Origin of the sequence: Bradyrhizobium sp. IC4060, assembly GCF_020193715.1 — a bacterium.
In the GTDB taxonomy this organism is placed as follows: domain Bacteria; phylum Pseudomonadota; class Alphaproteobacteria; order Rhizobiales; family Xanthobacteraceae; genus Bradyrhizobium; species Bradyrhizobium yuanmingense.
The window spans coordinates 497,594-518,538 of the sequence record NZ_JADYVJ010000003.1; the positions used below are offsets into that span (position 1 = coordinate 497,594).

Below are 20,945 nucleotides of genomic sequence, written 5' to 3' on the forward strand. Positions count from 1 at the left end.
GCTCACGACCGAAACAAGCGGGTATATTGCGTCTCGTGCCGCAAGCTGGCGAGATCGGCCCGGAACGTCGCGCTGCCGAGATCGTCCAAGGTCGCATTCAACGCGCGATTGGCGGTGGCGGCGACGGCGGCTTCCAGCCTCACCAGCACACGCTGGCTATCGGTCTGGCCGAGCGGAATGAGCCGGCTGGCGGCGGAAATCCAGTTCGAGACCAGCGCATGCAGGAAGGCGTGCAGCGTCGGCGCCAACGGCACGGCGTGCATCGCGGCAACTACACCGACCGCGACCGGATAGACCAATGGCGCGCTGCATGCCGCGACCGTCGCGTCCAGTCCGTCGGCATCCCACGCGGCGCGCGAGATGTCGATGAAGGCGCGGCCCTGTGAGGTCGTCTCCAGCTGCCGCTCGCGCGACGGCACGAAGGCGCTCGCGAGCTCGGCGATCTCGTTCAATGCGGCCGTCTCGCCCGATTCCGTGGCGCGATAGGCGTGGACCAGAAACGTCGCGTCACAGAAGCCGGAGCCGTCGCCGAGCATCGCATCGAGCCAATCCGCCAGCGTCGTCGTGTCGGTGACGTCGCCCGCCTCGACCGCCCATTCGATGCCGCTGGAGTAGGAGAAGCCGCCGACGGGAAATGCCGGCGAAAGCCAGGTCATCAGCCGGTACAGCGCCGCCGCCTCGCCCTCGGCAAGATCACCGGCGCCGACCGGCTCATTTGTGGTCATGAGCATGCTTGTGGCCGTGGTGATGGTCGGGATGATCGCAATGCTCGTCGTGGTGATGGTGGTGCTCGTGGCTATGGTCGTGCGAGCCATGATCATGGTGGTGGCCATGGTCATGGTGATGATGGCCGCGATCGTGATGCGCATGGTCGTGTCCATGCGCGTGGCCGGCATCGGCGTAGGCGCCGCCTTCGGGATCGAACGGCGCCTCGATCTCGATCACACGCGCGCCAAGGCCCTTCACCATCGCCTCGATGACGTGATCGCGGCGGATGCGCAGGGCCTTGGCCATGATCTGGGTCGGCAGATGACGGTTGCCGAGATGCCAGCCGACGCGGACGAGGTGGTGCGGATCGCGGCCGCGGATTTCGAGCAGCGGCTCGGGCGCCGCGACCACCTCGATCAGCCTTCCATCCTCCAGCACCAGCGCATCGCCGCCGCGCAGCGCGACGGCATGTTCCAGGTCGAGCAGGAATTCGAGACCACGCGTTCCGGTCATCGTCATGCGGCGGCGGTGCCGGTCGTCGAAATCGAGCACGACCGTGTCCGCCGGAGCTTCCGTGAAGCGGTGCTGTCCCCTGACCTGCGTCGCCCGGATCATGCGTCTTACCTCTTTACCGTGTCTCGACCTTCTCGGGCGTGATGTATTCGATCTTCGGCGGCGCCGTGAAACATTTCACCGCAACGCGGCCGAACGTCTTCATGTGCTCGGCAGCGCGATGCGGCCCCAGCGCTTCCATATTCTCCCACTGCTCGACGAACACCATCTTGGCAGGGTCGGTGACGCTCTCATGCAGGTCATAGGCGATATTGCCGGGCTCTTTCCGCGTCTCCTTGATGCAGGCGGTGGCGGCTGCAATGAATTCGGCGCGCGTCTCAGGCTTGATGGTCAAGGTTGCAACGACGTAGATCACGAGAAATCCTCCCGGCTTTTCTTCTGAGGGTTACGATACCGGGCGGGACATTAGACCAGGCGGGACCGAACGCAAAACCGCAAAAAGCCGTCCCCGGACAACCGCCGGGGACATGCGTCGAGACGCTATTTCAGTACATGAAATATCGCTGCGCCATCGGCAGCACCTCCGCCGGAGCACAGGTCAGGAGCTCGCCATCGGCGCGCACTTCATAGGTCTCCGGATCGACCTCGATATCGGGCGTCGCGTCGTTGTGGATCATGCTCTTCTTGGAGATCTTGCCGCGGGTGTTCTGGACGGCATAGAGCTTCTTCTCGAGGCCGAGCTTGCGCGCGAGGCCACCGGTGATCGCGGCCTTGGAAGTGAACACCACCGAGGAGGCCGTACGTGCCTTGCCGAACGCGCCGAACATCGGCTGGTAGTGCACCGGCTGCGGCGTCGGGATCGAGGCGTTGGGATCGCCCATGGGCGCCGCGACGATGGTGCCGCCCTTGACGATGCAGTCCGGCTTGACGCCGAAGAAGGCCGGCGACCACAGCACGAGATCGGCCATCTTGCCCTTCTCGACCGAGCCGATCAGCTTCGACACGCCATGCGCGATGGCGGGATTGATGGTGTACTTGGCGATGTAGCGCTTGACGCGGAAATTGTCGTTGTCCTTGCCCTTGTCCTGCGGCAGCGACCCGCGCTGCTTTTTCATCTTGTCCGCGGTCTGCCAGGTCCGGATGATGACTTCGCCGAGGCGGCCCATGGCCTGCGAGTCCGAGGACATCATCGAGAGCGCGCCGAGGTCGTGGAGGATGTCCTCGGCCGCGATCGTCTCCTTGCGGATGCGGCTTTCGGCGAACGCCAGATCTTCGGCGATGGACGGATCGAGATGGTGGCACACCATCAGCATGTCCAGATGCTCGTCGATGGTGTTGCGGGTGAACGGCCGCGTCGGGTTGGTCGACGACGGCAGCACGTTCTTCAGCCCGGCGACCTTGATGATGTCAGGGGCATGACCGCCGCCGGCGCCTTCGGTGTGGAAGGCGTGGATGGTGCGGCCCTTGAACGCCTTGATCGTGTCCTCGACGAAGCCGGATTCGTTCAGCGTGTCGGTGTGGATCATCACCTGGATGTCGTGATCGTCGGCGACCGACAGGCAATTGTCGATCGCGGCCGGCGTGGTGCCCCAGTCCTCGTGCAGCTTCAGCGCACAGGCACCGGCCCTGATCATCTCGACCAGCGCGGCGGGGCGCGACGCGTTGCCCTTGCCGGAAATGCCGAGATTGACCGGGAAGGCGTCGAACGACTGGATCATCCGCCCCATATGCCAGGGCCCCGGCGTACAGGTGGTCGCGAAGGTGCCGTGCGACGGGCCGGTGCCGCCCCCCAGCATCGAGGTGACTCCTGACATCAGCGCGTGCTCGATCTGCTGCGGACAGATGAAATGGATGTGGCTGTCGAAGCCGCCGGCGGTGAGGATCTTGCCCTCACCCGCGATCACGTCGGTGCCGGGGCCGATGATGATGGTGACCCCGGGCTGGATGTCGGGATTGCCGGCCTTGCCGATGCCTGCGATCATGCCGTCCTTGATGGCGACGTCGGCCTTCACGATGCCCCAATGGTCCACGATCAGCGCATTGGTGATGACGGTATCGGCCGCGCCCTGCCTGTTGGTGACCTGCGACTGCCCCATGCCATCGCGGATCACCTTGCCGCCGCCGAACTTCACCTCCTCGCCATAGGTGGTGAAATCCTTCTCGACCTCGATGATGAGGTCGGTGTCGGCCAGCCGCACCTTGTCGCCGGTGGTCGGGCCGAACATGTCGGCATAGACGGAACGCTTCATCTTGACGGACATCACAAGCCCCGTTTGCGATTGAATGTCTGGTTGGTCACAGCAAGGCCTTTGCTGCTTTCACGGCGTCATCGAATTTTTCGTCGAGCCACGCATTGCCGCCGCGGCACCCCGCCACGACCTGCGTGGCCCAGGCGATATAGTCGGCGAGATCTTCGCGCTCCCCAGCACTCGGATCGGTTTGAATGCGCGCGCCCGTATTGCTGATCTTGTCGGCGATCTTGATCAGCTTGGCGCCCGGCGATTTGTGGGGCGCGTCCTCGATCTGCTTCTGCCGCCGCTTCGCTTTCGGCAAGCTCATGTCGTCGGTGCACTCGGCAACGAGGGACGCGACCCGATCGGAAAATCTCTGCGCGAGTTCCTCGCGCGTGGTGTCGGTGTCCTCGATGGTATCGTGCAGCCAGCCGGCCGCGACCAGCTCGGCATCGGCGCCGTTGGTCGCGGTCGCGAGCAGGTTCGCGACCTCGGCGAGATGATTGATATAGGGCTCGTTGCCGCGGCCCTTGCGCGCCATGCCGTTATGGCGCTGCGCGGCGAGCTCGGCAGCTTCCGAGACGAGGCGGATTGGCGAGAGCATGGAAATTACCTCCGTTTCCGCCTCAACCATGCCGCGCCGTGCTCGTTCCTGCGGAGGTCACAGCTTCCCCATCACATCGCCGCGGAAGCCGTAGATCGTCTTCTTCCCCGCCATGGCGACGAGCTGGACGTCGCGGGTCTGGCCGGGCTCGAAGCGGACGGCGGTGCCGGCGGCGATGTCGAGGCGCATGCCGCGCGCCTTCTTGCGGTCGAACTTCAGCGCGGGGTTGGTCTCGAAGAAATGGTAGTGCGAGCCAACCTGGATCGGGCGGTCGCCGGTATTGGCGACCGTCAGCGTCACGGTCTTGCGGCCGGCGTTGAGCTCGATCTCGCCGTCCTGAATGAAGAGTTCGCCGGGGATCATGCTCTGCTCCTACCTGATCGGCTCGTGCACGGTGACGAGCTTGGTGCCATCAGGAAAAGTCGCCTCGACCTGGATGTCGTGGATCATCTCGGGAATGCCCGGCATCACCTGGTCGCGGGTCAGAACTTGCGCGCCTGACTGCATCAGCTCGGCGACGGTGCGGCCGTCGCGCGCGCCTTCCAGAATGAAATCGGAGATGATCGCGATCGCCTCGGGATGGTTGAGCTTGACGCCGCGGTCCAGCCGGCGGCGGGCCACGATGGCCGCCATCGAGATCAGAAGCTTGTCCTTTTCGCGGGGAGACAGATTCATGCGACATCTCTTCCGTTCAACACGTCAATTCAACCAGTCTAGTTCAGCCAGAGCCGCGGCAGGGCCGCACCGGTGCGCGCCAGCACCGTCATCATGTCGGTACGCAAACGCGCCGCATCTTGGGCACAGAACCGCGCCATTGCAAAGCCATTCCAGGCCGAGATTCCGACTTCGCCGGAGAACGATTCCGACGCCTCCCGGATGCGCTCGACCAGGGCTTCGTCGCCGGGCACGATCAGGGCTGTGCCGATCGCCGCGCCACCTTTGGCGACGGCGGACCGGCCGAGCTTGGCACCGATATCGCCGTCGAGCCGGACCGTCTCGGCGAACACCAGCCGCCCGCCGCGGCGTAGCCGCCAGCGGTCGACGAACTCGCCCTGCTCCATCCGCTCGCCCATGGCGGTGCGGCCGAACACCACGATCTCGCAGAGCAGGAGCGAGGCCGCCTCGTCGAGGTCGATGTCGAAGCGGCGCTGGACGCGGGCACGGTCGAACAGAATCGTCTCCTGGGGCAGCCAGGCAAGATGCGCGTCCGCGCCGACCTTCAGAGCGTTGTTGAGCTGCGCTGCCGCTCCGGGCGTGCGATAGACCTTTTCGGCGGCCGCTGTGGTCAGCGTCAGCCGCGCTGCATCCGCCGCCGCTATCTCGATATCAAAGCGATCACCGCCGGCAACACCGCCGGCCGTGTTGACGAACACGCCGGACAGGCCCTGATCTTCCGGCGAGGGAAAGCGGACGCGGAGCGAACCGGATTCATGCAAGGTGCCGCGCCGTGTCACCCCGTCGCGCGCATGCACGTCGAAGCGCACGGTGCCACGGGCACGGTTGGCCTCGAACAGCGTGGACGTGGCTGACAATTCGCTGCGCATCCGTCTCCCCCAACCGGTCGCGGCAGGTCTGTTCCGGCTTACAGCGCCATCTGGCGGCTGATCTCGCCCGGATCGAGATTGGAGCGGTCGCAGGTGAACTTCACCGCGCCGCGATCCATCACCGCGAAACTGTCGCCGAGTTCGCAGGCAAAGTCGAGATATTGTTCGACCAGCACGATGGCGATGTTGCCGAGGTTGCGCAGATACGAAATGGCGCGGCCGATGTCCTTGATGATCGAGGGCTGGATGCCTTCGGTGGGCTCGTCGAGCAAAAGTAGTTTCGGCCGCATCACCAGCGCGCGGCCGATCGCGAGCTGCTGCTGCTGGCCGCCGGAGAGGTCGCCGCCGCGCCGGCCCAGCATGGATTGCAGCACCGGAAATAGCGAGAACACGTCGTCCGGAATGTGCTTGTCCTCGCGCTTGAGCGGACCGAAGCCGGTCTTGAGGTTCTCCTCAACCGTCAGCAGCGGGAAGATCTCGCGGCCCTGCGGCACGAAGCCGATGCCTTTGCGCGCTCGCTCATACGGCCTGAGGCCGGTGATATCGCTGCCGTCGAACACGATTGCGCCCGAGGAGATCGGATATTGCCCGACCATCGCGCGTAGGAGTGAGGTCTTGCCGACACCGTTGCGCCCGAGCACGCAGGTCACCTTGCCGGGCTCGGCCGAGATCGAGACGCCGCGGAGCGCCTGCGCCGCGCCGTAGAACAGATTGATGTCCTTGACCTCAAGCATTGCTCAGCGTCCCAGATACACTTCGATGACCCGCTCGTTGGACGAGACCTGGTCGATGGTCCCTTCCGCGAGCACCGTGCCTTCGTGCAGGCAGGTGACCTTGACGCCGAGCTCGCGCACGAAGGTCATGTCGTGCTCGACCACCATGACGGTGTGGGTCTTGTTAATTTCCTTCAGCAGCTCGGCGGTGAGATGCGTCTCGACGTCGGTCATTCCCGCGACGGGCTCGTCGACCAGCAGCAGTTTCGGATCCTGCGCCAGCAGCATGCCGATCTCCAGCCATTGCTTCTGGCCGTGGCTGAGGCTGCCGGCGAGACGATTGCGAGCCTCGGTGAGGCGGATCGTCTCCAGCACCTTGTCGATGCGCTCGGACTCCGCCTTGCTGCCGCGCCAGAACAGCGTGCCGCGGACCGAATGGTCGACATTGAGCGCCAGCAGGAGGTTGTCCTGCACGGTCTGGCTCTCGAATACGGTCGGCTTCTGGAATTTGCGGCCGATGCCGAGCTCGGCGATGCGAGTCTCGTCGAGGCGCGTCAGGTCGGTGACGCCGTCGAACAGCACGGTGCCTTCATCCGGCTTGGTCTTGCCGGTGATGATGTCCATCATCGTGGTCTTGCCGGCGCCGTTCGGGCCGATGATGGCGCGCATCTCGCCGGGCTCGAGCGTCAGCGATAGATTGTTGATGGCGTGGAAGCCGTCGAAGGAGACGTGCACGCCGTCCAGATAGAGCATCGCGGAGGTCGCGCGGGTGTCCATGACGTTCATGACCGCTTACTCCGCCATCTTGGGTTCGGTGACGCCGTCTTCGGCCGCGGCGCTCACGGAAGTCGCGGGGGTGCGTTTTTCCTTCGACTGATCCCACCAGGCGTTGAAGGTGCCGACGATGCCCTTGGGCAGCAGCAGCGTCACCAGGATGAACAATGCGCCCAGCATGAACAGCCAGTACGGCGCGAGCACGCCCGAGGTGAAGAACGTCTTGGCGTAGTTGACGACGACGGCGCCGAGCGCCGCGCCGACCAGCGTGCCGCGGCCGCCGACCGCGACCCAGATCACCGCCTCGATCGAATTGCCCGGCGCGAATTCGCTCGGATTGATGATGCCGACCTGCGGCACGTAGAGCGCGCCGGCGACTCCGGCCATGCAGGCCGACACCGTGAACACGAACAGCTTGTAGGATTCGACGCGGTAGCCGAGGAAGCGCGTGCGCGATTCCGCGTCGCGCACGGCAATCAAGACCTTGCCGAGCTTGGAGGAGACGATGGCGCGGCAGATCAGGAAGCCGATGATCAGCGCCAGGCAGCTCAGCGCAAACAGCGCGGCGCGCGTCCCTTCCGCCTGCACGTTGAAGCCCAGGATATCCTTGAAGTCGGTCAGGCCGTTATTGCCGCCAAAACCAAAGTCGTTGCGGAAGAAGGCGAGAAGCAGCGCGTAGGTCATCGCCTGCGTGATGATCGACAGATAAACGCCGGTGACACGTGAGCGGAAGGCGAGCCAGCCGAAGCAGAAGGCGAGCAGGCCGGGCACGACCAGCACCATCAGCGCGGCGAACCAGAACATGTCGAAGCCGTACCAGTACCAGGGCAGCTTCTCCCAGTTCAGGAACACCATGAAGTCGGGCAGGATCGGATTGCCGTAGACGCCGCGGGTGCCGATCTGCCGCATCAGGTACATGCCCATGGCGTAGCCGCCGAGCGCGAAGAAGGCGCCGTGACCGAGCGAGAGGATGCCGCAATAGCCCCAGATCAGGTCGATCGACAGCGCCAGGATGGCGTAGCAGACATACTTGCCCCAGAGCGCGACGAGATAGGTCGGCACCTGCAGGAACGAGCCCGCGGGAAGCAGCAGGTTGGAGAGCGGAATGAGGATGCCGCAGGCCGCGACGACGGCAAGGAAGATCGTCGCGCTGCGGTCCAGCGATCGCGTCAGCATGTGAGGGGTCATGCTTCCACCGCACGGCCCTTGAGCGCGAACAGGCCGCGCGGCCGCTTTTGAATGAACAGGATGATGAGAACCAGGATCGCGATCTTGCCGAGCACGGCGCCGGCGACCGGTTCCAGGAATTTGTTGGCGATGCCGAGCGTGAAGGCGCCGACGAGCGTGCCCCAGAGATTGCCGACCCCGCCGAACACCACGACCATGAAACTGTCGATGATGTAACTCTGGCCGAGATTGGGGCTGACATTGTCGATCTGCGACAGCGCGACGCCGGCGATGCCGGCAATGCCCGAGCCGAGGCCGAAGGTCAGGGCGTCGACGCGCGAGGTGGCGATGCCCATGGAAGCCGCCATGCGGCGGTTCTGCGTCACCGCACGCATTTCGAGGCCCAGCGCGGTGTAGCGCAGCATCGCGAGCAGAATCGCGAACACGGCGAGCGTGAAGAGAAGGATCCAGAGCCGATTATAGGTGATGGTGATCTGGCCGAGCTCGAACGCGCCGCTCATCCAGGAGGGGTTGCCGACCTCGCGGTTGGTCGGGCCGAACATGGTGCGCACCGCCTGCTGCAGCACCAGCGACAGGCCCCAGGTCGCGAGCAGCGTCTCGAGCGGACGGCCGTAGAGGAAGCGGATGATGCTGCGCTCGATCAAGACGCCGATCGCGCCGGCGACGAGAAAGGCGAGCGGCACGGCGATCAAGAGCGAATAGTCGAACAGGCCGGGATAGCGGGTGCGGATCACCTCCTGGACCACGAAGGTGGTGTAGGCTCCGATCATCACCATCTCGCCATGAGCCATGTTGATGACGCCCATCACGCCGAATGTAATGGCGAGCCCGATCGCGGCGAGCAGCAGCACCGAGCCGAGCGAGAGACCGTACCAGGCATTCTGCACCATCGACCAGACCGCGAGCGAATTCTGGATCGAGCCGATCGCGCTCGCGGCGGCCTTGGTGACCGAGGCCGGCTGGTCGCCCATGCCGGTGAGCAGCGCCAGCGCATCCTGGTCGCCCCGCGCCTTGAGGGTTGCGACCGCTTCGAGCTTCTCGACCTCGGTGGCGTCGGACTTGAACAGCAGGATCGCGGCTCGGGCCTCAGTGAGCGCCGCCTTGACGGATTTGTTGGCTTCCTTGGCAAGCGCGGCATCGACCGCCTCGAGCGCGGTCTCCTCGTGCGACTTGAAGACGGACTGCGCGGCTTGCAGGCGCGTTCCCAGATCCGGAGACTGCAGCGTCAGGCTCCCGAGTGCGGCGTCGACGCTGCGGCGCAGGCGGTTGTTGAGGCGAACCGCGCTCGCACTGTCGGGAACGCTGGCAACGGCCTCGCCGGTCGCAGCGTCGATCGACTTGCCGTCCGCATCGGTGACGTAGACCTTCTTACTGTCGGGATCGGCCATGAGACGGCCGTCCTGGAGCGCATTGATGATGGGAAAAGCCAGCTTGCTGCCGCTGCCCGCGATCACACCGATCGCTTCTTCCGTGTCGGAAAAATCATCGTTGGCGAATTTGGCGACCGCATCCTCGAACGGACCGGCGAAGGCCGGCAGCGCGAACGCAATCAGGAACAACGAGAGTGCAAGCGAACAGAGACGAGCGGACAAATGGGCTGGCACTGTGAATGACCCCGGCAGAAATGAGTGGAGAAGGCGGCGGGATCGCCGCCCTCTCCGGTCTTGCAATGGAGCGTCAGATCGGGATCAGGAGCCCGAGCCGAGGCACTTGTTGGACTTGGTGTTGAAGTTGCCGCACTTCTTGCCGACCCAGTCGCCGATCAGGTCCTTGGAGCCGTCGAGCTCCTTCGACCAGGCGTCGCCGGGGACGAGGCTCGGGGTCTTCCAGACCACGTCGAACTGGCCGTTGCCCTTGATCTCGCCGATGAACACCGGCTTGGTGATATGGTGGTTCGGGAGCATCTTGGAGGTGCCGCCGGTCAGGTTCTTGGCTTCGATGCCCGGGAGAGCGTCGATGACCTTGTCGGGATCGGTCGACTTCACCTTCTCGACCGCCTTGACCCACATGTCGAAGCCGATCACGTGCGCTTCCATCGGATCGTTGGTCACGCGCTTCGGATTCTTGGTGTAGGCCTGCCACGCCTTGATGAACTTCTCGTTCTCCGGCGACTTGATCGACTGGAAGTAGTTCCAGGCGGCGAGGTGGCCGACCAGCGGCTTGGTGTCGATGCCGGCGAGCTCTTCCTCACCCACCGAGAACGCCACCACCGGGATGTCCTTGGCCTTGATGCCCTGGTTGCCGAGCTCCTTGTAGAAGGGAACGTTGGCGTCGCCGTTGATGGTCGAGACCACCGCGGTCTTCTTGCCGGCCGAGCCGAACTTCTTGATGTCGGCCACGATCGTCTGCCAGTCGGAATGACCGAACGGCGTGTAGTTGATCATGATGTCTTCCTGGGCGACGCCCTTGGACTTCAGATAGGCCTCCAGGATCTTGTTGGTGGTGCGCGGATAGACGTAGTCGGTGCCCGCGAGCACCCAGCGCTTCACCTTCTCGTCCTTCATGAGGTAGTCGACGGCAGGGATCGCCTGCTGGTTCGGCGCAGCCCCCGTGTAGAACACGTTACGCTCGCTCTCCTCACCCTCGTATTGCACGGGGTAGAACAGGATGCTGTTGAGCTCCTTGAACACCGGGAGCACCGACTTACGCGACACCGAGGTCCAGCAGCCGAACACGACCGAGACCTTGTTCTTGGTGATCAGCTCGCGCGCCTTTTCGGCGAACAGCGGCCAGTTCGATGCGGGATCGACGACGACGGCTTCCAGCTTCTTGCCGAGCACGCCGCCCTTCTTGTTCTGCTCGTCGATCAGGAAGAGGATGGTGTCCTTCAGCGTGGTTTCGCTGATTGCCATGGTGCCGGACAGGGAGTGGAGTACACCCACCTTGATGGTGTCGTCGGCGGCCTTTGCGCCAGTCAATGAAGCCAGACCGAGCATCAGTCCGGCGGTCGCAGCGAGCACGCCGCGGCGGCTAAATGACGCCGCTATATCGTGAGTGGATTTGTTAAACATGAGTGCCTCATCTCCCTGACGCAGACGTGAAAAACGCTGCGAAACGGCCCCACGGCCGCCTGCGGTTAACGGAATCGCAAGAACCATGCCATGGGCTGGGCACCCATCAACTTATTGAATTTACAAAACTAATTGACAGAAATCGAAGTTTCTCCGCAGACTTGCAGCCTAAATCATAGGCAACATAAATGTATGCGAAAGCGGCAGTCAGACTACTTTCTAAGCAAATCGCCAATTCTGGCTAAATTTCTGGCAGCAGTATTTTTGCATCGCACCCGCTGTTTCGGAGGCAAGTGCCTTGAAAGCGCCCCCTCGATGTTCCATATGAGCGTCCGAGACCTCTTGCGAATCAAGGGGTCGTAGCGAGCCGCGTGTTCTTAAGCCCTCTACGGGCCTCTGGCTTGCCCCATCTCTCCCAAGCCATCCGACACCCCAAACACGCAGGTGTCTTCTCGACACCCTTTTGCGCGCGCCGCGCTGATGCGCCGGGCGTTCGCTTTTGACATGGAAAGAACCCCTCTTTTGACTTCGTTTCAGGACTTCGGCCTCGCCGAACCCATCGCGCGCGCTCTTCGTGAAGAGAATTACGTCACCCCAACCCCGATCCAGGCCCAAACCATCCCGCTGGCATTGACCGGCCGCGACGTCGTCGGCATCGCCCAGACCGGTACCGGCAAGACCGCGTCCTTCGCGCTGCCGATCCTGCATCGTCTGCTCGAGAACCGCATCAAGCCGCAGCCCAAGACCGCCCGCGTGCTGGTGCTGTCGCCGACCCGCGAGCTGTCCGGGCAGATCCTCGACAGCTTCAACGCCTACGGCCGCCACATCCGCCTGTCCTCGACGCTCGCGATCGGCGGCGTGCCGATGGGCCGCCAGGTCCGTGCGCTGATGCAGGGCGTCGACGTGCTGGTCGCCACCCCCGGCCGCCTGCTCGACCTCGTGCAGAGCAACGGCTTGAAGCTTTCAAGCGTCGAGTTCCTCGTGCTCGACGAAGCCGACCGCATGCTCGACATGGGCTTCATCAACGACATCCGCAAAATCGTCGCCAAGCTGCCGATCAAGCGGCAGACCCTGTTCTTCTCGGCCACCATGCCGAAGGACATCGCCGAGCTCGCCGATTCCATGTTGCGCGACCCCGCCCGTGTCGCGGTGACCCCGGTGTCCTCGACCGCCGAGCGGATCAACCAGCGCATCCTGCAGGTCGACTTCGCGGCCAAGCCGGCCTTCCTGACCAAGCTGCTGCAGGACGAGGCGATCAACCGCGCGCTGGTCTTCACCCGCACCAAGCACGGCGCCGACAAGGTGGTGAAGACGCTGGCCAAGGCCGGGATCGCCGCCAACGCCATCCACGGCAACAAGTCGCAGAACCATCGCGAGCGCACGCTGGCCCAGTTCCGCTCGGGAGAGATCCGCACCCTGGTCGCCACCGACATCGCCGCCCGCGGCATCGACGTCGACGGCATCAGTCACGTCATCAACTTCGACCTGCCGAACGTGCCGGAGACCTACGTCCACCGCATCGGCCGCACCGCACGCGCCGGCGCCGACGGCACCGCGATCTCGCTGGTCGCGGGCGGCGAGGAGCTCGGCTACCTGCGCGACATCGAGCGGCTGATTCGCGTCGCCCTGCCGCGGGAGGACCACCGCACCGACGCCGGCCGCCGCGACCCCGGTCCCGCCCCGTCACAGCAACGACAGGGCCGGCCGGGCGGCCGGCCGGGCCAGCGCCCGCAAGGCGCACGGCACGGTGACGGACGTCGCGCCGACGAACGGCATGCCGACGGGCGCCACCATAGTGCCGGCAAGCAAGGCGACGGCAGGCACGGTGAGGGACGCCACGCCGAGGCAAGGCATGCGGACGGACGGCCCGGCGGTGGCCCGAATGCCCCCAAGGGTTCTCGCCGCCGCCGCTCCGGTGGTAAGATGCATTCATCGCCTGTCGACCGTCCGGAACAGCGTTCCGCGCATAGCGCCGGGACCCCTGATGGGATACAAGGCGTTGCCTTTTTGCGCCGCCAGAGTCGGCCAAACAGCCAACCGAACCGCAAACCCTATTCGCACTAGCCGTCCACGACCTGGAGATATCAATGGCTAAGGAAGAGCTGATCCAGTTCGAAGGACTGGTCACCGAAATCCTCCCCGATGCCCGCTACCGCGTGCAGCTCGACGCCGGACACGAGATCGTTGCCTATACCGCCGGCAAGATGAAGAAGAACCGCATCAAGACGCTCGCGGGCGACCGCGTGACGGTGGAGATGTCGCCCTATGACCTCGAGAAGGGCCGGCTGATTTTCCGCCACAAGGACGAACGTCCCAGCACGCCGGGCGGACCGCCCCGTCCCGGACAGCGCGGCGGCCAATTCCGCCGCCGCTAGTCGGCTGCGGCGCGGGTTCGAATTCCGATCTGTAGATTGATCCGCCGTTGACATCGGCGGATCAAAAAATCGTGCGCGTCCGGATTGTTTCGAACCGTTGCTTCCGATAAAATGAATTAATCGATTTTCGGCCGGACGACATTGGCATCCACCGGTACAGCCGGTTCAGACACGCTGACGACCCTTCCAGAAATTCGATCCTAACCCTGCCCGCGCGAGCGGGCTCCGACATAGTGTTATCTGAGAGGGACTACCCCCGTGAGCATGGGAACCGTGAAGTGGTTTAACGCAACCAAGGGCTATGGCTTCATTCAGCCCGACGATGGCGGCCAGGACGTGTTCGTTCACATCAGCGCCGTGGAGCGCGCCGGCCTCGGCTCGCTCCGCGAGGGCCAGAAGATCTCCTACGAGATCGTGGCCGACCGCCGTTCCGGCAAGTCTGCGGCGGACAACCTGCGCGCTGCGGGCTGAGCCCGCCGGGCGCCGGCCCGATCAGCGAGCCAAAGCAAAAAGGCCGTGCGCAACGCACGGCCTTTTTTTCATGTCACGGGCGGCTGACAGATCTCAACACGTCGACGGCACGTTGTTGTAGGGCACGCAGGTGACCTGACGCGGCCGCGTGTAGGAGAGATCGCTCAGGGTTACGCTCGACTTCAACACGTAGCCGATGGTGGGCGTGTAAGTGTAGTTGGCTTCGCTCAGGATGAGATAGCTCGACGGAATCAAGAGTGCCGGGGGAATCATCGTGGTGACCGTGTCGCCGGCGTTCCGAGCCGAGGTCGCAAGCGTGGCTTGCGTCGCGCCGCTCGCAATCGTGCCGGCCCTGCTCCACTGGACCTTGGCGATGCTGTTGGCGTCGATGTAGATCTGGGAGATCGTGCCCTTCACGAGCGCAGCGTCGTAAGGCATGACGACGGAGATGCTTGCCGTGAACGTATCCTTCATGCCGGCATCATTGAGCGTGGTCGACTGCGAGGTCAAATCGGACAATGTCCGCGCGATCAACGTGATTTTGCGGTCGATCGCCACGGCGGACGAAAATTCCACGGTGCCGAAGAACATCACCAGCATCAGCGGTACGATGATCGCGAATTCGGTCGCCGCCAGGGCGCGCTTGTCGGCGACGAAGCCGCGCACGGAGCGGCGTGCATTCCTCCAGATGTTCGCAATCGCCCGCATCGGTCCGCCCAGATCCATCTGCATCAGAAGGGTTCGTTCTTGAACGCCACCGTCGCCACCATCAGCCGCTTGTTGCTGCATCCCGCGTTGTAGCCGAGGCCGGTGACGATGAGCGGCCATTGATAGAACAGGCGCACCACGACGACCTGGCCGGAGGTTCCGGCACTGTACTGCATCCCGGAGGGATTGAAGGTGCAGGAATTGCCGAAATTGGTGAGGCTGAGCGTCCCGAACGAGCTGGTGCTGACGACGTCGACGTACAGCTTGCTGCAATCGAACAGCGCCGGAATCTTGCTGCAGACGAAGGTCTTGAACGTCGTCTGATCGCATGCAGCGACTGTGTTGGGCGCGGACTGGCAGGCCGCCACCGAGCCGCCCTGCGCCTGAGCCTGGCCGGTTAGAATCGCGCGCGCGGAGTCCTGCGCGATGGTCTCGAGCACCTGGCTGGAGAAGAACATGAGCGCCGTCTCGAGGATCGCGAACAGCAGCGCGAAGAACATCGGTGCGACCAGCGCAAATTCGACGGCTGCGGAGCCGCGGCGGTTGCCGCGAAACCGGAGCAGCGCTTTCCGGAGCGTGAACCTCGTAGGTGCAGGCGATGGCATCTCGTCAAATTCCCCAGCGGCCGGCGATCATCTGCCCGTTCAATACCGGAAACTGATTGTCTAAGTGTTTCAGACGATCCGCTTCCGGCGGACCGCGCCGTTAACACCGCGTTAACCAGCGCCCGCAAGCGGGAGGAAGCACGGCATGCAACGAGGTGCCGCCCTCGAATCGAGCGGCTTGGCGGGATCGAGGCCCGCCCGTGGGCTAGTTTGGCTTGGCAGCCGCGCCGGCACCCGCACCTCCGCTGGCGCTGCTGCTCAGCGTACCGGCCTGGCTCATCGCGTTGTTGAAATAGGTGTCGCTGTCGCCGAGCGTCACGCGGCGCTGGCAAAGCGGCACGCAACTGTAGGACTCCCGCTCGACCCCGCGATAGACGGTGACGAGCCGGTCGCTCGGACCTTCGACCTGGATCTGGCGGTCCACCAGAATCTCGCCGCCGCGGTCGAGCGCGATGAAGTTGGTGGCCCCGTAGCCCTTTCCGGTCACGACGATCATGCCGCCGGGCTGGAGCGTGACGTCGGCGATCAGGGGATTGCCGACCACGATGGTCGCCACCTTGCCGGGCAGCCGCACCAGCTTGGCCTGGTCGACATTGACGGCGATGGTATCGGCGACGGGCTCGGCAAGGCCGGCGGCCGGCGAGGCCAGCACCGCAGCGGCAACCAGAACACAGACGCGCACATGACGGCGCAGCATTTCTTTACGCATACTCTTACCCCCGGGACGTCACAAACCGGCAGAAGCGACGAATACAGCGGAGCCGGTGCCCGACCCGGCTAACCTGCCTTTAATTCGTGAACGTTCCGCAAACTCGCCGCGTATTGTTTGAACGGACGGACATTTGCGGGGCCCGCCCCCTAAAGCGCGATGAGTTTTGGAATCGTCATCGCGCTTTAGGTTGTTGTTTACGCATGATCTTTCCGGAAAACTGCTTCGCCCTTTTTCGGATTATGCTTTAGTGCCGGAACGGATAGGCGAGCTGGCCCCCGATCTCCTTGGGCATGGCCGCTTCGTCCTTGCCGTAGTCCTGCGGCAGCCTGCCCTCCGGCATGCGGAAGGTGCCGAACAGCACGTCCCAGATCGGGAACGTTCCGGCAAAATTGGTGTCGCCGCCCTCTTCGAGGGAGGTGTGGTGCCAGCGATGGAAGACCGGCGTCGCCAGCACGTATTTGAACGGTCCGAAAGTCCAGTTCAGGTTGGCGTGCACAAAGGCTGAGTGGAAGGTGGTGAACGGGCCGACCCAGACCATGACGTTCGGGGAGATGCCTGCCATCAGCAGCACGACGTCGACGCTGATCGTCCCGAGCAAGAGATTGACCGGATGGAAGCGCGCCGCGGAGATCCAGCCGATCTCCTCCGACGAATGATGGATGGCGTGATATTTCCAGAAGCCGCCGTCGTGGAAAAGCCGATGCACCCAGTACAGCATGAAATCGGACAGCACCAGGAACAGCACGGCCTGCAGCCACAGCGGCAGCTGCGCCAGCGGACCGTGGCCATTGTCGTAAAAGGCGATGAGCTCGTCGGCGTCGTGGATGTTGAAGACGACGCTGGCGCCGACGACCAGCAGCCCGATCCGCATGGTGCGGGCGAACACCGGGACGAAGAACCAGTAGCAGATGTCGGTGACGATCTCCCGCTTGCGCCACCACGGCGCACCGGGATTGCAAGCCCAGAAATGCTCCAGCACGGTGAACACCGCCGCGAGCACGAAGGTGACCGGGATCACCTTGACGATGGTCTCGCCGAACATCAAGGCGACTTGCATGGGCAGGCTCGACATCGTCGCCTCTCTCCGCGAATTCCGCTGTAGCTCAAGGCCTACTCCGCGAAATTTAAGGGAGGGTGAAGCACGCGCCGCGTTGGCGGCGCATCCGGAACCGCAACGAATTTGCAGGTGCCGTCTTAAGGCGAAATTCACTCTGGGCAAAAGCATCGCGCCGGACGTGGGATTACCCGGTCGAATTAACTCTCCCGAAAGAGCTCGGCTCTCATGGTCGTCGCGTCAACGACAGCGCCGAACGAGGCGGTCCCCACCCAGACGGAGTTTTGTTCATGAAGAACTTGATTGCGCGTTTCGCGAAGGATGAATCCGGCGCCACCGCCATCGAATACGGCCTGATCGCCGCCGGCATCGCGCTGGCCATCATCACCGTCGTCAACAATCTCGGCACCACGCTGAACGCCAAGTTCAGCTCGATCAGCACCTCGCTGAAGTAAGCGGGTCCACGAACGACGGCAAAAGCCCCGGACCTCCGGGGCGTTTGTTTTTCTGAAGACGGCGAGTTCCAGTGGCGTTGCACGAGTTCAGAACCGATGCCGCGGTCGCGGCGCACGAGGCGGAAGCGGCGCAGGCCGGCTCGCCGGTCTATTGGATCTGCCTTGCGCTGCTGGTTGCGACGATCGCGCTCGCCGCACGTATTGCCAGCTTCTGGTGAAAGCGCGCTCGTGGGCCGAGGCCCGGGCGCGCCCGTGCCGCCGTTGTCGGTTTGTTTAGCATCGCGCGCTAGCATCGCCCGAAGCAGCTCCCGCGACAAACCCAGGCCTCAAGACGCAGCCCATGATTCTCGACCTTGCGCGCCTTCTGCTCTTCCCGGCCCTGATGGCGTTCGCCGCCGCGAGCGATCTCTTCACGATGACGATCTCGAACCGCGTATCGCTGGCGCTGGTGGCGGGCTTCTTCGCGCTCGCCCTCGCCGGGGGCATGGCACCTTACGAGATGCTGAGTCATGTCGGCGCCGGTGCGCTCGTTCTGGTCGTGGCCTTCACCTGCTTCGCCATGGGCTGGGTGGGCGGCGGCGACGCCAAGGTCGCTGCCTCCGTCGCGCTCTGGTTCGGCTTCCCACATCTGATGAACTTCCTGGTCTACGCCTCGCTGTTCGGCGGCGCGCTGACGCTGCTCCTGCTGCAGTTCCGACAATGGCCGCTGCCTTACGGGCTGGCAGGACAGGCCTGGCTCGCACGGCTGCACGCCAAGGAGAGCGGCATTCCCTACGGCATCGCGCTCGCGCTGAGCGCGCTGATGGTCTACCCGGAGACCGAATGGGTGAAGACGATCGACCTCGCTCGCCTCGCGCTGCGCTGAACGCCCCGGGTAAACCCGGCGTTAAGGCGATTTAGATACGCCTCATTAACCATGCTTTGACGAATAGCTGGTCAACTGCCGATCACGGCGGCGGCAGCGTCGCGGCGTATTGTTGGAAAGTTGAAGCGTATGAATAGGGCACGCATTGTCGTCCTGACGGTCGCCATCTGCGCCGGCGGCGTCGCCGCGTACCTGGCGAGCGGCTCCGACAATTCTGCGCCGCCTCCGGTTCCGGTCGCGCAGCTGCCGACCGTCGACGTCCTTGTGGCCAAGAACGACATCGGCCTCGGCCAGACCGTGAAGCCCGAAGACGTGCAATGGCAGACCTGGCCGACCGCGACCGCCAGCGCCACCTTCATCCGACGCAACGAGCGCCCCGACGGTGCGACCCAGGTGACCGGCTCGATCGCGCGCGCGCCTTTCATCCAGGGTGAGCCGATCCGCGACCAGAAGCTGGTCAAGGCCGAAGGTTCCGGCTTCATGGCGGCAATCCTGCCCACCGGCATGCGGGCGATCTCGACCGAGATCTCGCCGGAGACCGGCGCGGGCGGCTTCATCCTGCCCAACGACCGCGTCGACGTCCTGCTCACCCGCCGGCTCAAGAACCCGGATCAGAGCAGCGGCGCTCCCGACATCGTCACCTCCGAGATCATCCTGGCCAATATCCGGGTCCTGGCCATCGACCAGGCACCCAAGGAGAAGGACGGGCAGAACGCGGTGATCGGCAAGACCGTCACCCTCGAGCTCAATCCCGCGCAGACCGCAACGCTCTCCGCGGCTCGTCAGAGCGGCACGCTGTCGCTGGCGCTGCGCAGCATCGTCGACGTCAAGATGAGCGAGATCACGCTCGATGACTCCGCGCAGAAGCGCGACGGTGTCTCGATCATTCGCTACGGCATTCCAAGTCAGACGGCTAAGGCACGATGAAGACAGTCGACATCAAATACAGGGCAGATTCGGCGACGATGCGGACCTCACTGGTCCGCGCCCTGTCGTTTTCGGCCGCCCTCGCGCTGGCGCTCAGCCCGGCGATCGCCCCGGCGGTCGCCGCCGATTACCGCCCTGTGCCGCAGGCCGCGGCGGACGGCCAGATCAACGCGCGTTTCCTCTCGCTCGGCATCGGCAAGTCGGTCGTGATCGACCTGCCGCGCGACATCAAGGACGTGCTGGTCGCCGATCCCAAGATCGCCAATGCGGTGGTCCGCTCCGCACAGCGCGCCTATATCATCGGCGCCGCGGTCGGCCAGACCAATATCGTGTTCTTCGATTCCGCCGGGCAGCAGATCGCGGCCTACGACATCGCGGTGAAGCGCGACCTCAACGGCGTGCGGGCCGCACTGAAGCAGGTTCTGCCCAATTCGGACATCCAGATCGACGGCCTGGGCGACGGTATCGTCCTGTCCGGCACGGCCGCCAACCCTATGGAGGCGCAACAGGCCAACGAGCTCGCTGCGCGCCTGGCCGGCGGCGTCGACAAGGTGGTGAACTCGATCGTGGTGCGCGGCCGCGACCAAGTCATGCTCAAGGTGACCGTTGCCGAAGTCGCGCGTACGATCGTCAAGCAGCTCGGAATCGACCTCACCGCCAACCTCAACTACGGCACATCGGTGGTGAGCTTCAGCAACTCCAACCCGTTCACGGCCCTCGGCCGTAATCTGGTGGATGGCAACAATCTCACTGCGAGTTTCGGCGCGACGCCTTCGGTGCAGGCGACCCTGCGTGCGATGGAGAGCGCGGGCGTGATCAGGACGCTTGCCGAGCCGAACCTGACCGCGATCTCCGGAGAGTCCGCCACCTTTCTCGCCGGCGGCGAATTTCCGGTGCCCGCAGGTTATTCGTGCGATCCCGTCACGCGCGTCTGTACCACTCAGATCAGCTTCAAGAAGTTCGGCATCTCACTCAACTTTACGCCTGTGGTCCTGAGCGAAGGCAAGATCAGCTTGCGGGTGATGACCGAGGTCTCCGAACTGTCCAATGAGAATGCGATCACGCTGTCGCAGGCGGTGACCTCGAACACGGTCAACTCGCTGACGGTACCCTCAATCAAGACACGCCGCGCAGAGACTTCGCTGGAAATTCCGTCCGGCGGCGCGATGGCGATGGCCGGCCTGATCCAGCAGCAGACCAAGCAAGCTGTCAACGGAATGCCGGGGCTGATGCAGCTCCCGATCCTCGGCACGCTGTTCCGCAGCCGCGACTTCGTCAACAATGCAACCGAGTTGGTCGTGATCGTGACGCCCTATGTGGTCCGCGCGGTGGCGCCGAAAGACCTGTCGCGGCCGGATGACGGCTTCGCCCCGCCTGCGGATCCGCAGGCGCAGCTGATCGGCAATATCAACCGGATCTACGGCGTGCCGGGCCGGACCGAACCGGCCAAGAACTACCGCGGCACCTACGGCTTCATTACCGACTGA

25 protein-coding genes are annotated in these 20,945 nt (G+C 64.1%); 8 read left to right on the forward strand and 17 right to left on the reverse strand.

Annotated elements, in window-relative coordinates; genetic code table 11:
• Positions 1-2 precede the first annotated feature (2 nt).
• The 13 genes from I6F16_RS14175 to urtA all read right to left on the reverse strand — a co-directional run bounded on the left by I6F16_RS14175 (position 3) and on the right by urtA (position 11,286).
• Complete coding sequence (locus I6F16_RS14175) at positions 3-731, reverse strand: urease accessory protein UreF (protein WP_225111712.1); 729 nt, start codon at positions 729-731, stop codon at positions 3-5.
• Positions 712-1,323 carry an urease accessory protein UreE gene (locus I6F16_RS14180; protein WP_225111679.1) on the reverse strand — a complete coding sequence of 204 codons (612 nt, stop codon included), beginning with the start codon at positions 1,321-1,323 and terminating at the stop codon, positions 712-714. Before I6F16_RS14180 ends, I6F16_RS14175 begins: the two co-directional genes overlap by 20 nt.
• A gap of 13 nt (positions 1,324-1,336) precedes the next feature.
• On the reverse strand, positions 1,337-1,636 hold the full coding sequence (locus I6F16_RS14185; protein ID WP_035998129.1) for a putative quinol monooxygenase: 300 nt from the start codon (positions 1,634-1,636) through the stop codon (positions 1,337-1,339).
• A 130-nt stretch (positions 1,637-1,766) separates the two neighbouring features.
• Positions 1,767-3,482 carry an urease subunit alpha gene (ureC, locus tag I6F16_RS14190; protein WP_036021626.1) on the reverse strand — a complete coding sequence of 572 codons (1,716 nt, stop codon included), beginning with the start codon at positions 3,480-3,482 and terminating at the stop codon, positions 1,767-1,769.
• Between the two features lie 34 nt (positions 3,483-3,516).
• On the reverse strand, positions 3,517-4,056 hold the full coding sequence (locus I6F16_RS14195; protein WP_036021623.1) for an HD domain-containing protein: 540 nt from the start codon (positions 4,054-4,056) through the stop codon (positions 3,517-3,519).
• A gap of 57 nt (positions 4,057-4,113) precedes the next feature.
• A complete protein-coding gene (locus I6F16_RS14200; RefSeq protein ID WP_026202067.1) occupies positions 4,114-4,419 on the reverse strand; it encodes an urease subunit beta in 306 nt (101 codons plus the stop codon).
• A gap of 9 nt (positions 4,420-4,428) precedes the next feature.
• A complete protein-coding gene (locus I6F16_RS14205; RefSeq protein ID WP_007605424.1) occupies positions 4,429-4,731 on the reverse strand; it encodes an urease subunit gamma in 303 nt (100 codons plus the stop codon).
• 38 nt (positions 4,732-4,769) lie between these two features.
• On the reverse strand, positions 4,770-5,600 hold the full coding sequence (locus tag I6F16_RS14210; RefSeq protein ID WP_225111678.1) for an urease accessory protein UreD: 831 nt from the start codon (positions 5,598-5,600) through the stop codon (positions 4,770-4,772).
• Positions 5,601-5,638: 38 nt separating this feature from the next.
• Positions 5,639-6,334, reverse strand: a complete 696-nt coding sequence (gene urtE, locus I6F16_RS14215; protein ID WP_035998115.1) for an urea ABC transporter ATP-binding subunit UrtE — start codon at positions 6,332-6,334, stop codon at positions 5,639-5,641.
• Between the two features lie 3 nt (positions 6,335-6,337).
• Complete coding sequence (urtD, locus tag I6F16_RS14220; protein WP_018646608.1) at positions 6,338-7,099, reverse strand: urea ABC transporter ATP-binding protein UrtD; 762 nt, start codon at positions 7,097-7,099, stop codon at positions 6,338-6,340.
• Between the two features lie 6 nt (positions 7,100-7,105).
• Entirely contained in the window at positions 7,106-8,275 is a 1,170-nt protein-coding gene (gene urtC, locus I6F16_RS14225; protein ID WP_036021615.1) for an urea ABC transporter permease subunit UrtC, read from the reverse strand.
• On the reverse strand, positions 8,272-9,879 hold the full coding sequence (gene urtB, locus I6F16_RS14230) for an urea ABC transporter permease subunit UrtB (protein ID WP_035998106.1): 1,608 nt from the start codon (positions 9,877-9,879) through the stop codon (positions 8,272-8,274). The genes urtC and urtB overlap by 4 nt, the downstream gene beginning before the upstream one ends.
• Positions 9,880-9,963: 84 nt before the next feature.
• Positions 9,964-11,286: an urea ABC transporter substrate-binding protein gene (gene urtA / locus I6F16_RS14235; RefSeq protein ID WP_035998103.1), complete on the reverse strand. Its 1,323-nt coding sequence runs from the start codon at positions 11,284-11,286 to the stop codon at positions 9,964-9,966.
• Between the two features lie 480 nt (positions 11,287-11,766).
• Between urtA and I6F16_RS14240 the strand changes: the two genes are divergently transcribed.
• The 3 genes from I6F16_RS14240 (at position 11,767) to I6F16_RS14250 (ending at position 14,132) form a co-directional block, all read left to right on the forward strand.
• Positions 11,767-13,350, forward strand: a complete 1,584-nt coding sequence (locus I6F16_RS14240; protein WP_225111677.1) for a DEAD/DEAH box helicase — start codon at positions 11,767-11,769, stop codon at positions 13,348-13,350.
• A 23-nt stretch (positions 13,351-13,373) separates the two neighbouring features.
• Positions 13,374-13,661, forward strand: a complete 288-nt coding sequence (infA, locus tag I6F16_RS14245) for a translation initiation factor IF-1 (protein ID WP_035998101.1) — start codon at positions 13,374-13,376, stop codon at positions 13,659-13,661.
• 258 nt (positions 13,662-13,919) lie between these two features.
• Positions 13,920-14,132, forward strand: a complete 213-nt coding sequence (locus I6F16_RS14250; RefSeq protein WP_035998097.1) for a cold-shock protein — start codon at positions 13,920-13,922, stop codon at positions 14,130-14,132.
• A gap of 93 nt (positions 14,133-14,225) precedes the next feature.
• Here I6F16_RS14250 and I6F16_RS14255 read toward each other — a convergent pair whose 3' ends face one another.
• The 4 genes from I6F16_RS14255 to I6F16_RS14270 form a co-directional block, all read right to left on the reverse strand.
• The gene (locus tag I6F16_RS14255) at positions 14,226-14,858 is read right to left on the reverse strand and encodes a TadE/TadG family type IV pilus assembly protein (RefSeq protein ID WP_225111711.1); all 633 of its coding nucleotides are present in this window, start codon (positions 14,856-14,858) and stop codon (positions 14,226-14,228) included.
• Positions 14,859-14,863: 5 nt separating this feature from the next.
• Positions 14,864-15,445 (reverse strand): TadE/TadG family type IV pilus assembly protein, encoded by a 582-nt coding sequence (locus I6F16_RS14260; RefSeq protein WP_035998094.1) that lies wholly within the window; start codon positions 15,443-15,445, stop codon positions 14,864-14,866.
• Positions 15,446-15,650: 205 nt separating this feature from the next.
• On the reverse strand, positions 15,651-16,154 hold the full coding sequence (locus I6F16_RS14265; RefSeq protein ID WP_057028157.1) for a pilus assembly protein N-terminal domain-containing protein: 504 nt from the start codon (positions 16,152-16,154) through the stop codon (positions 15,651-15,653).
• A gap of 247 nt (positions 16,155-16,401) precedes the next feature.
• Positions 16,402-17,229, reverse strand: a complete 828-nt coding sequence (locus tag I6F16_RS14270; RefSeq protein WP_225111676.1) for a sterol desaturase family protein — start codon at positions 17,227-17,229, stop codon at positions 16,402-16,404.
• A 272-nt stretch (positions 17,230-17,501) separates the two neighbouring features.
• Here I6F16_RS14270 and I6F16_RS14275 point away from each other — a divergent pair, with 272 nt between their 5' ends.
• The 5 genes from I6F16_RS14275 (at position 17,502) to I6F16_RS14295 (ending at position 20,945) form a co-directional block, all read left to right on the forward strand.
• Positions 17,502-17,666 carry a Flp family type IVb pilin gene (locus I6F16_RS14275; RefSeq protein ID WP_025033956.1) on the forward strand — a complete coding sequence of 55 codons (165 nt, stop codon included), beginning with the start codon at positions 17,502-17,504 and terminating at the stop codon, positions 17,664-17,666.
• A 77-nt stretch (positions 17,667-17,743) separates the two neighbouring features.
• Positions 17,744-17,884 carry a hypothetical protein gene (locus I6F16_RS14280; protein WP_225111714.1) on the forward strand — a complete coding sequence of 47 codons (141 nt, stop codon included), beginning with the start codon at positions 17,744-17,746 and terminating at the stop codon, positions 17,882-17,884.
• A gap of 122 nt (positions 17,885-18,006) precedes the next feature.
• Entirely contained in the window at positions 18,007-18,531 is a 525-nt protein-coding gene (locus I6F16_RS14285; RefSeq protein WP_225111675.1) for a prepilin peptidase, read from the forward strand.
• Positions 18,532-18,660: 129 nt separating this feature from the next.
• Positions 18,661-19,458, forward strand: a complete 798-nt coding sequence (gene cpaB / locus I6F16_RS14290; protein WP_036021604.1) for a Flp pilus assembly protein CpaB — start codon at positions 18,661-18,663, stop codon at positions 19,456-19,458.
• The gene (locus tag I6F16_RS14295) at positions 19,455-20,945 is read left to right on the forward strand and encodes a type II and III secretion system protein family protein (RefSeq protein WP_225111674.1); all 1,491 of its coding nucleotides are present in this window, start codon (positions 19,455-19,457) and stop codon (positions 20,943-20,945) included. The genes cpaB and I6F16_RS14295 overlap by 4 nt, the downstream gene beginning before the upstream one ends.

What these genes read in the sequence shown, in the direction of transcription:
- urtC (WP_036021615.1), bottom strand. Translation starts at nt 8,275, where the DNA reads ATGACCCCTCACATGCTGACGCGATCGCTGGACCGCAGCGCGACGATC.
- I6F16_RS14240 (WP_225111677.1), top strand. Translation starts at nt 11,767, where the DNA reads ATGCGCCGGGCGTTCGCTTTTGACATGGAAAGAACCCCTCTTTTGACT.
- I6F16_RS14260 (WP_035998094.1), bottom strand. Translation starts at nt 15,445, where the DNA reads ATGCCATCGCCTGCACCTACGAGGTTCACGCTCCGGAAAGCGCTGCTC.
- I6F16_RS14265 (WP_057028157.1), bottom strand. Translation starts at nt 16,154, where the DNA reads ATGCGTAAAGAAATGCTGCGCCGTCATGTGCGCGTCTGTGTTCTGGTT.
- I6F16_RS14210 (WP_225111678.1), bottom strand. Translation starts at nt 5,600, where the DNA reads ATGCGCAGCGAATTGTCAGCCACGTCCACGCTGTTCGAGGCCAACCGT.
- I6F16_RS14180 (WP_225111679.1), bottom strand. Translation starts at nt 1,323, where the DNA reads ATGATCCGGGCGACGCAGGTCAGGGGACAGCACCGCTTCACGGAAGCT.
- I6F16_RS14205 (WP_007605424.1), bottom strand. Translation starts at nt 4,731, where the DNA reads ATGAATCTGTCTCCCCGCGAAAAGGACAAGCTTCTGATCTCGATGGCG.
- I6F16_RS14200 (WP_026202067.1), bottom strand. Translation starts at nt 4,419, where the DNA reads ATGATCCCCGGCGAACTCTTCATTCAGGACGGCGAGATCGAGCTCAAC.
- I6F16_RS14195 (WP_036021623.1), bottom strand. Translation starts at nt 4,056, where the DNA reads ATGCTCTCGCCAATCCGCCTCGTCTCGGAAGCTGCCGAGCTCGCCGCG.
- infA (WP_035998101.1), top strand. Translation starts at nt 13,374, where the DNA reads ATGGCTAAGGAAGAGCTGATCCAGTTCGAAGGACTGGTCACCGAAATC.
- I6F16_RS14275 (WP_025033956.1), top strand. Translation starts at nt 17,502, where the DNA reads ATGAAGAACTTGATTGCGCGTTTCGCGAAGGATGAATCCGGCGCCACC.
- ureC (WP_036021626.1), bottom strand. Translation starts at nt 3,482, where the DNA reads ATGTCCGTCAAGATGAAGCGTTCCGTCTATGCCGACATGTTCGGCCCG.
- urtD (WP_018646608.1), bottom strand. Translation starts at nt 7,099, where the DNA reads ATGAACGTCATGGACACCCGCGCGACCTCCGCGATGCTCTATCTGGAC.
- I6F16_RS14285 (WP_225111675.1), top strand. Translation starts at nt 18,007, where the DNA reads ATGATTCTCGACCTTGCGCGCCTTCTGCTCTTCCCGGCCCTGATGGCG.
- urtE (WP_035998115.1), bottom strand. Translation starts at nt 6,334, where the DNA reads ATGCTTGAGGTCAAGGACATCAATCTGTTCTACGGCGCGGCGCAGGCG.
- cpaB (WP_036021604.1), top strand. Translation starts at nt 18,661, where the DNA reads ATGAATAGGGCACGCATTGTCGTCCTGACGGTCGCCATCTGCGCCGGC.
- I6F16_RS14270 (WP_225111676.1), bottom strand. Translation starts at nt 17,229, where the DNA reads ATGTCGAGCCTGCCCATGCAAGTCGCCTTGATGTTCGGCGAGACCATC.
- I6F16_RS14255 (WP_225111711.1), bottom strand. Translation starts at nt 14,858, where the DNA reads ATGGATCTGGGCGGACCGATGCGGGCGATTGCGAACATCTGGAGGAAT.
- urtA (WP_035998103.1), bottom strand. Translation starts at nt 11,286, where the DNA reads ATGTTTAACAAATCCACTCACGATATAGCGGCGTCATTTAGCCGCCGC.
- I6F16_RS14295 (WP_225111674.1), top strand. Translation starts at nt 19,455, where the DNA reads ATGAAGACAGTCGACATCAAATACAGGGCAGATTCGGCGACGATGCGG.
- I6F16_RS14175 (WP_225111712.1), bottom strand. Translation starts at nt 731, where the DNA reads ATGCTCATGACCACAAATGAGCCGGTCGGCGCCGGTGATCTTGCCGAG.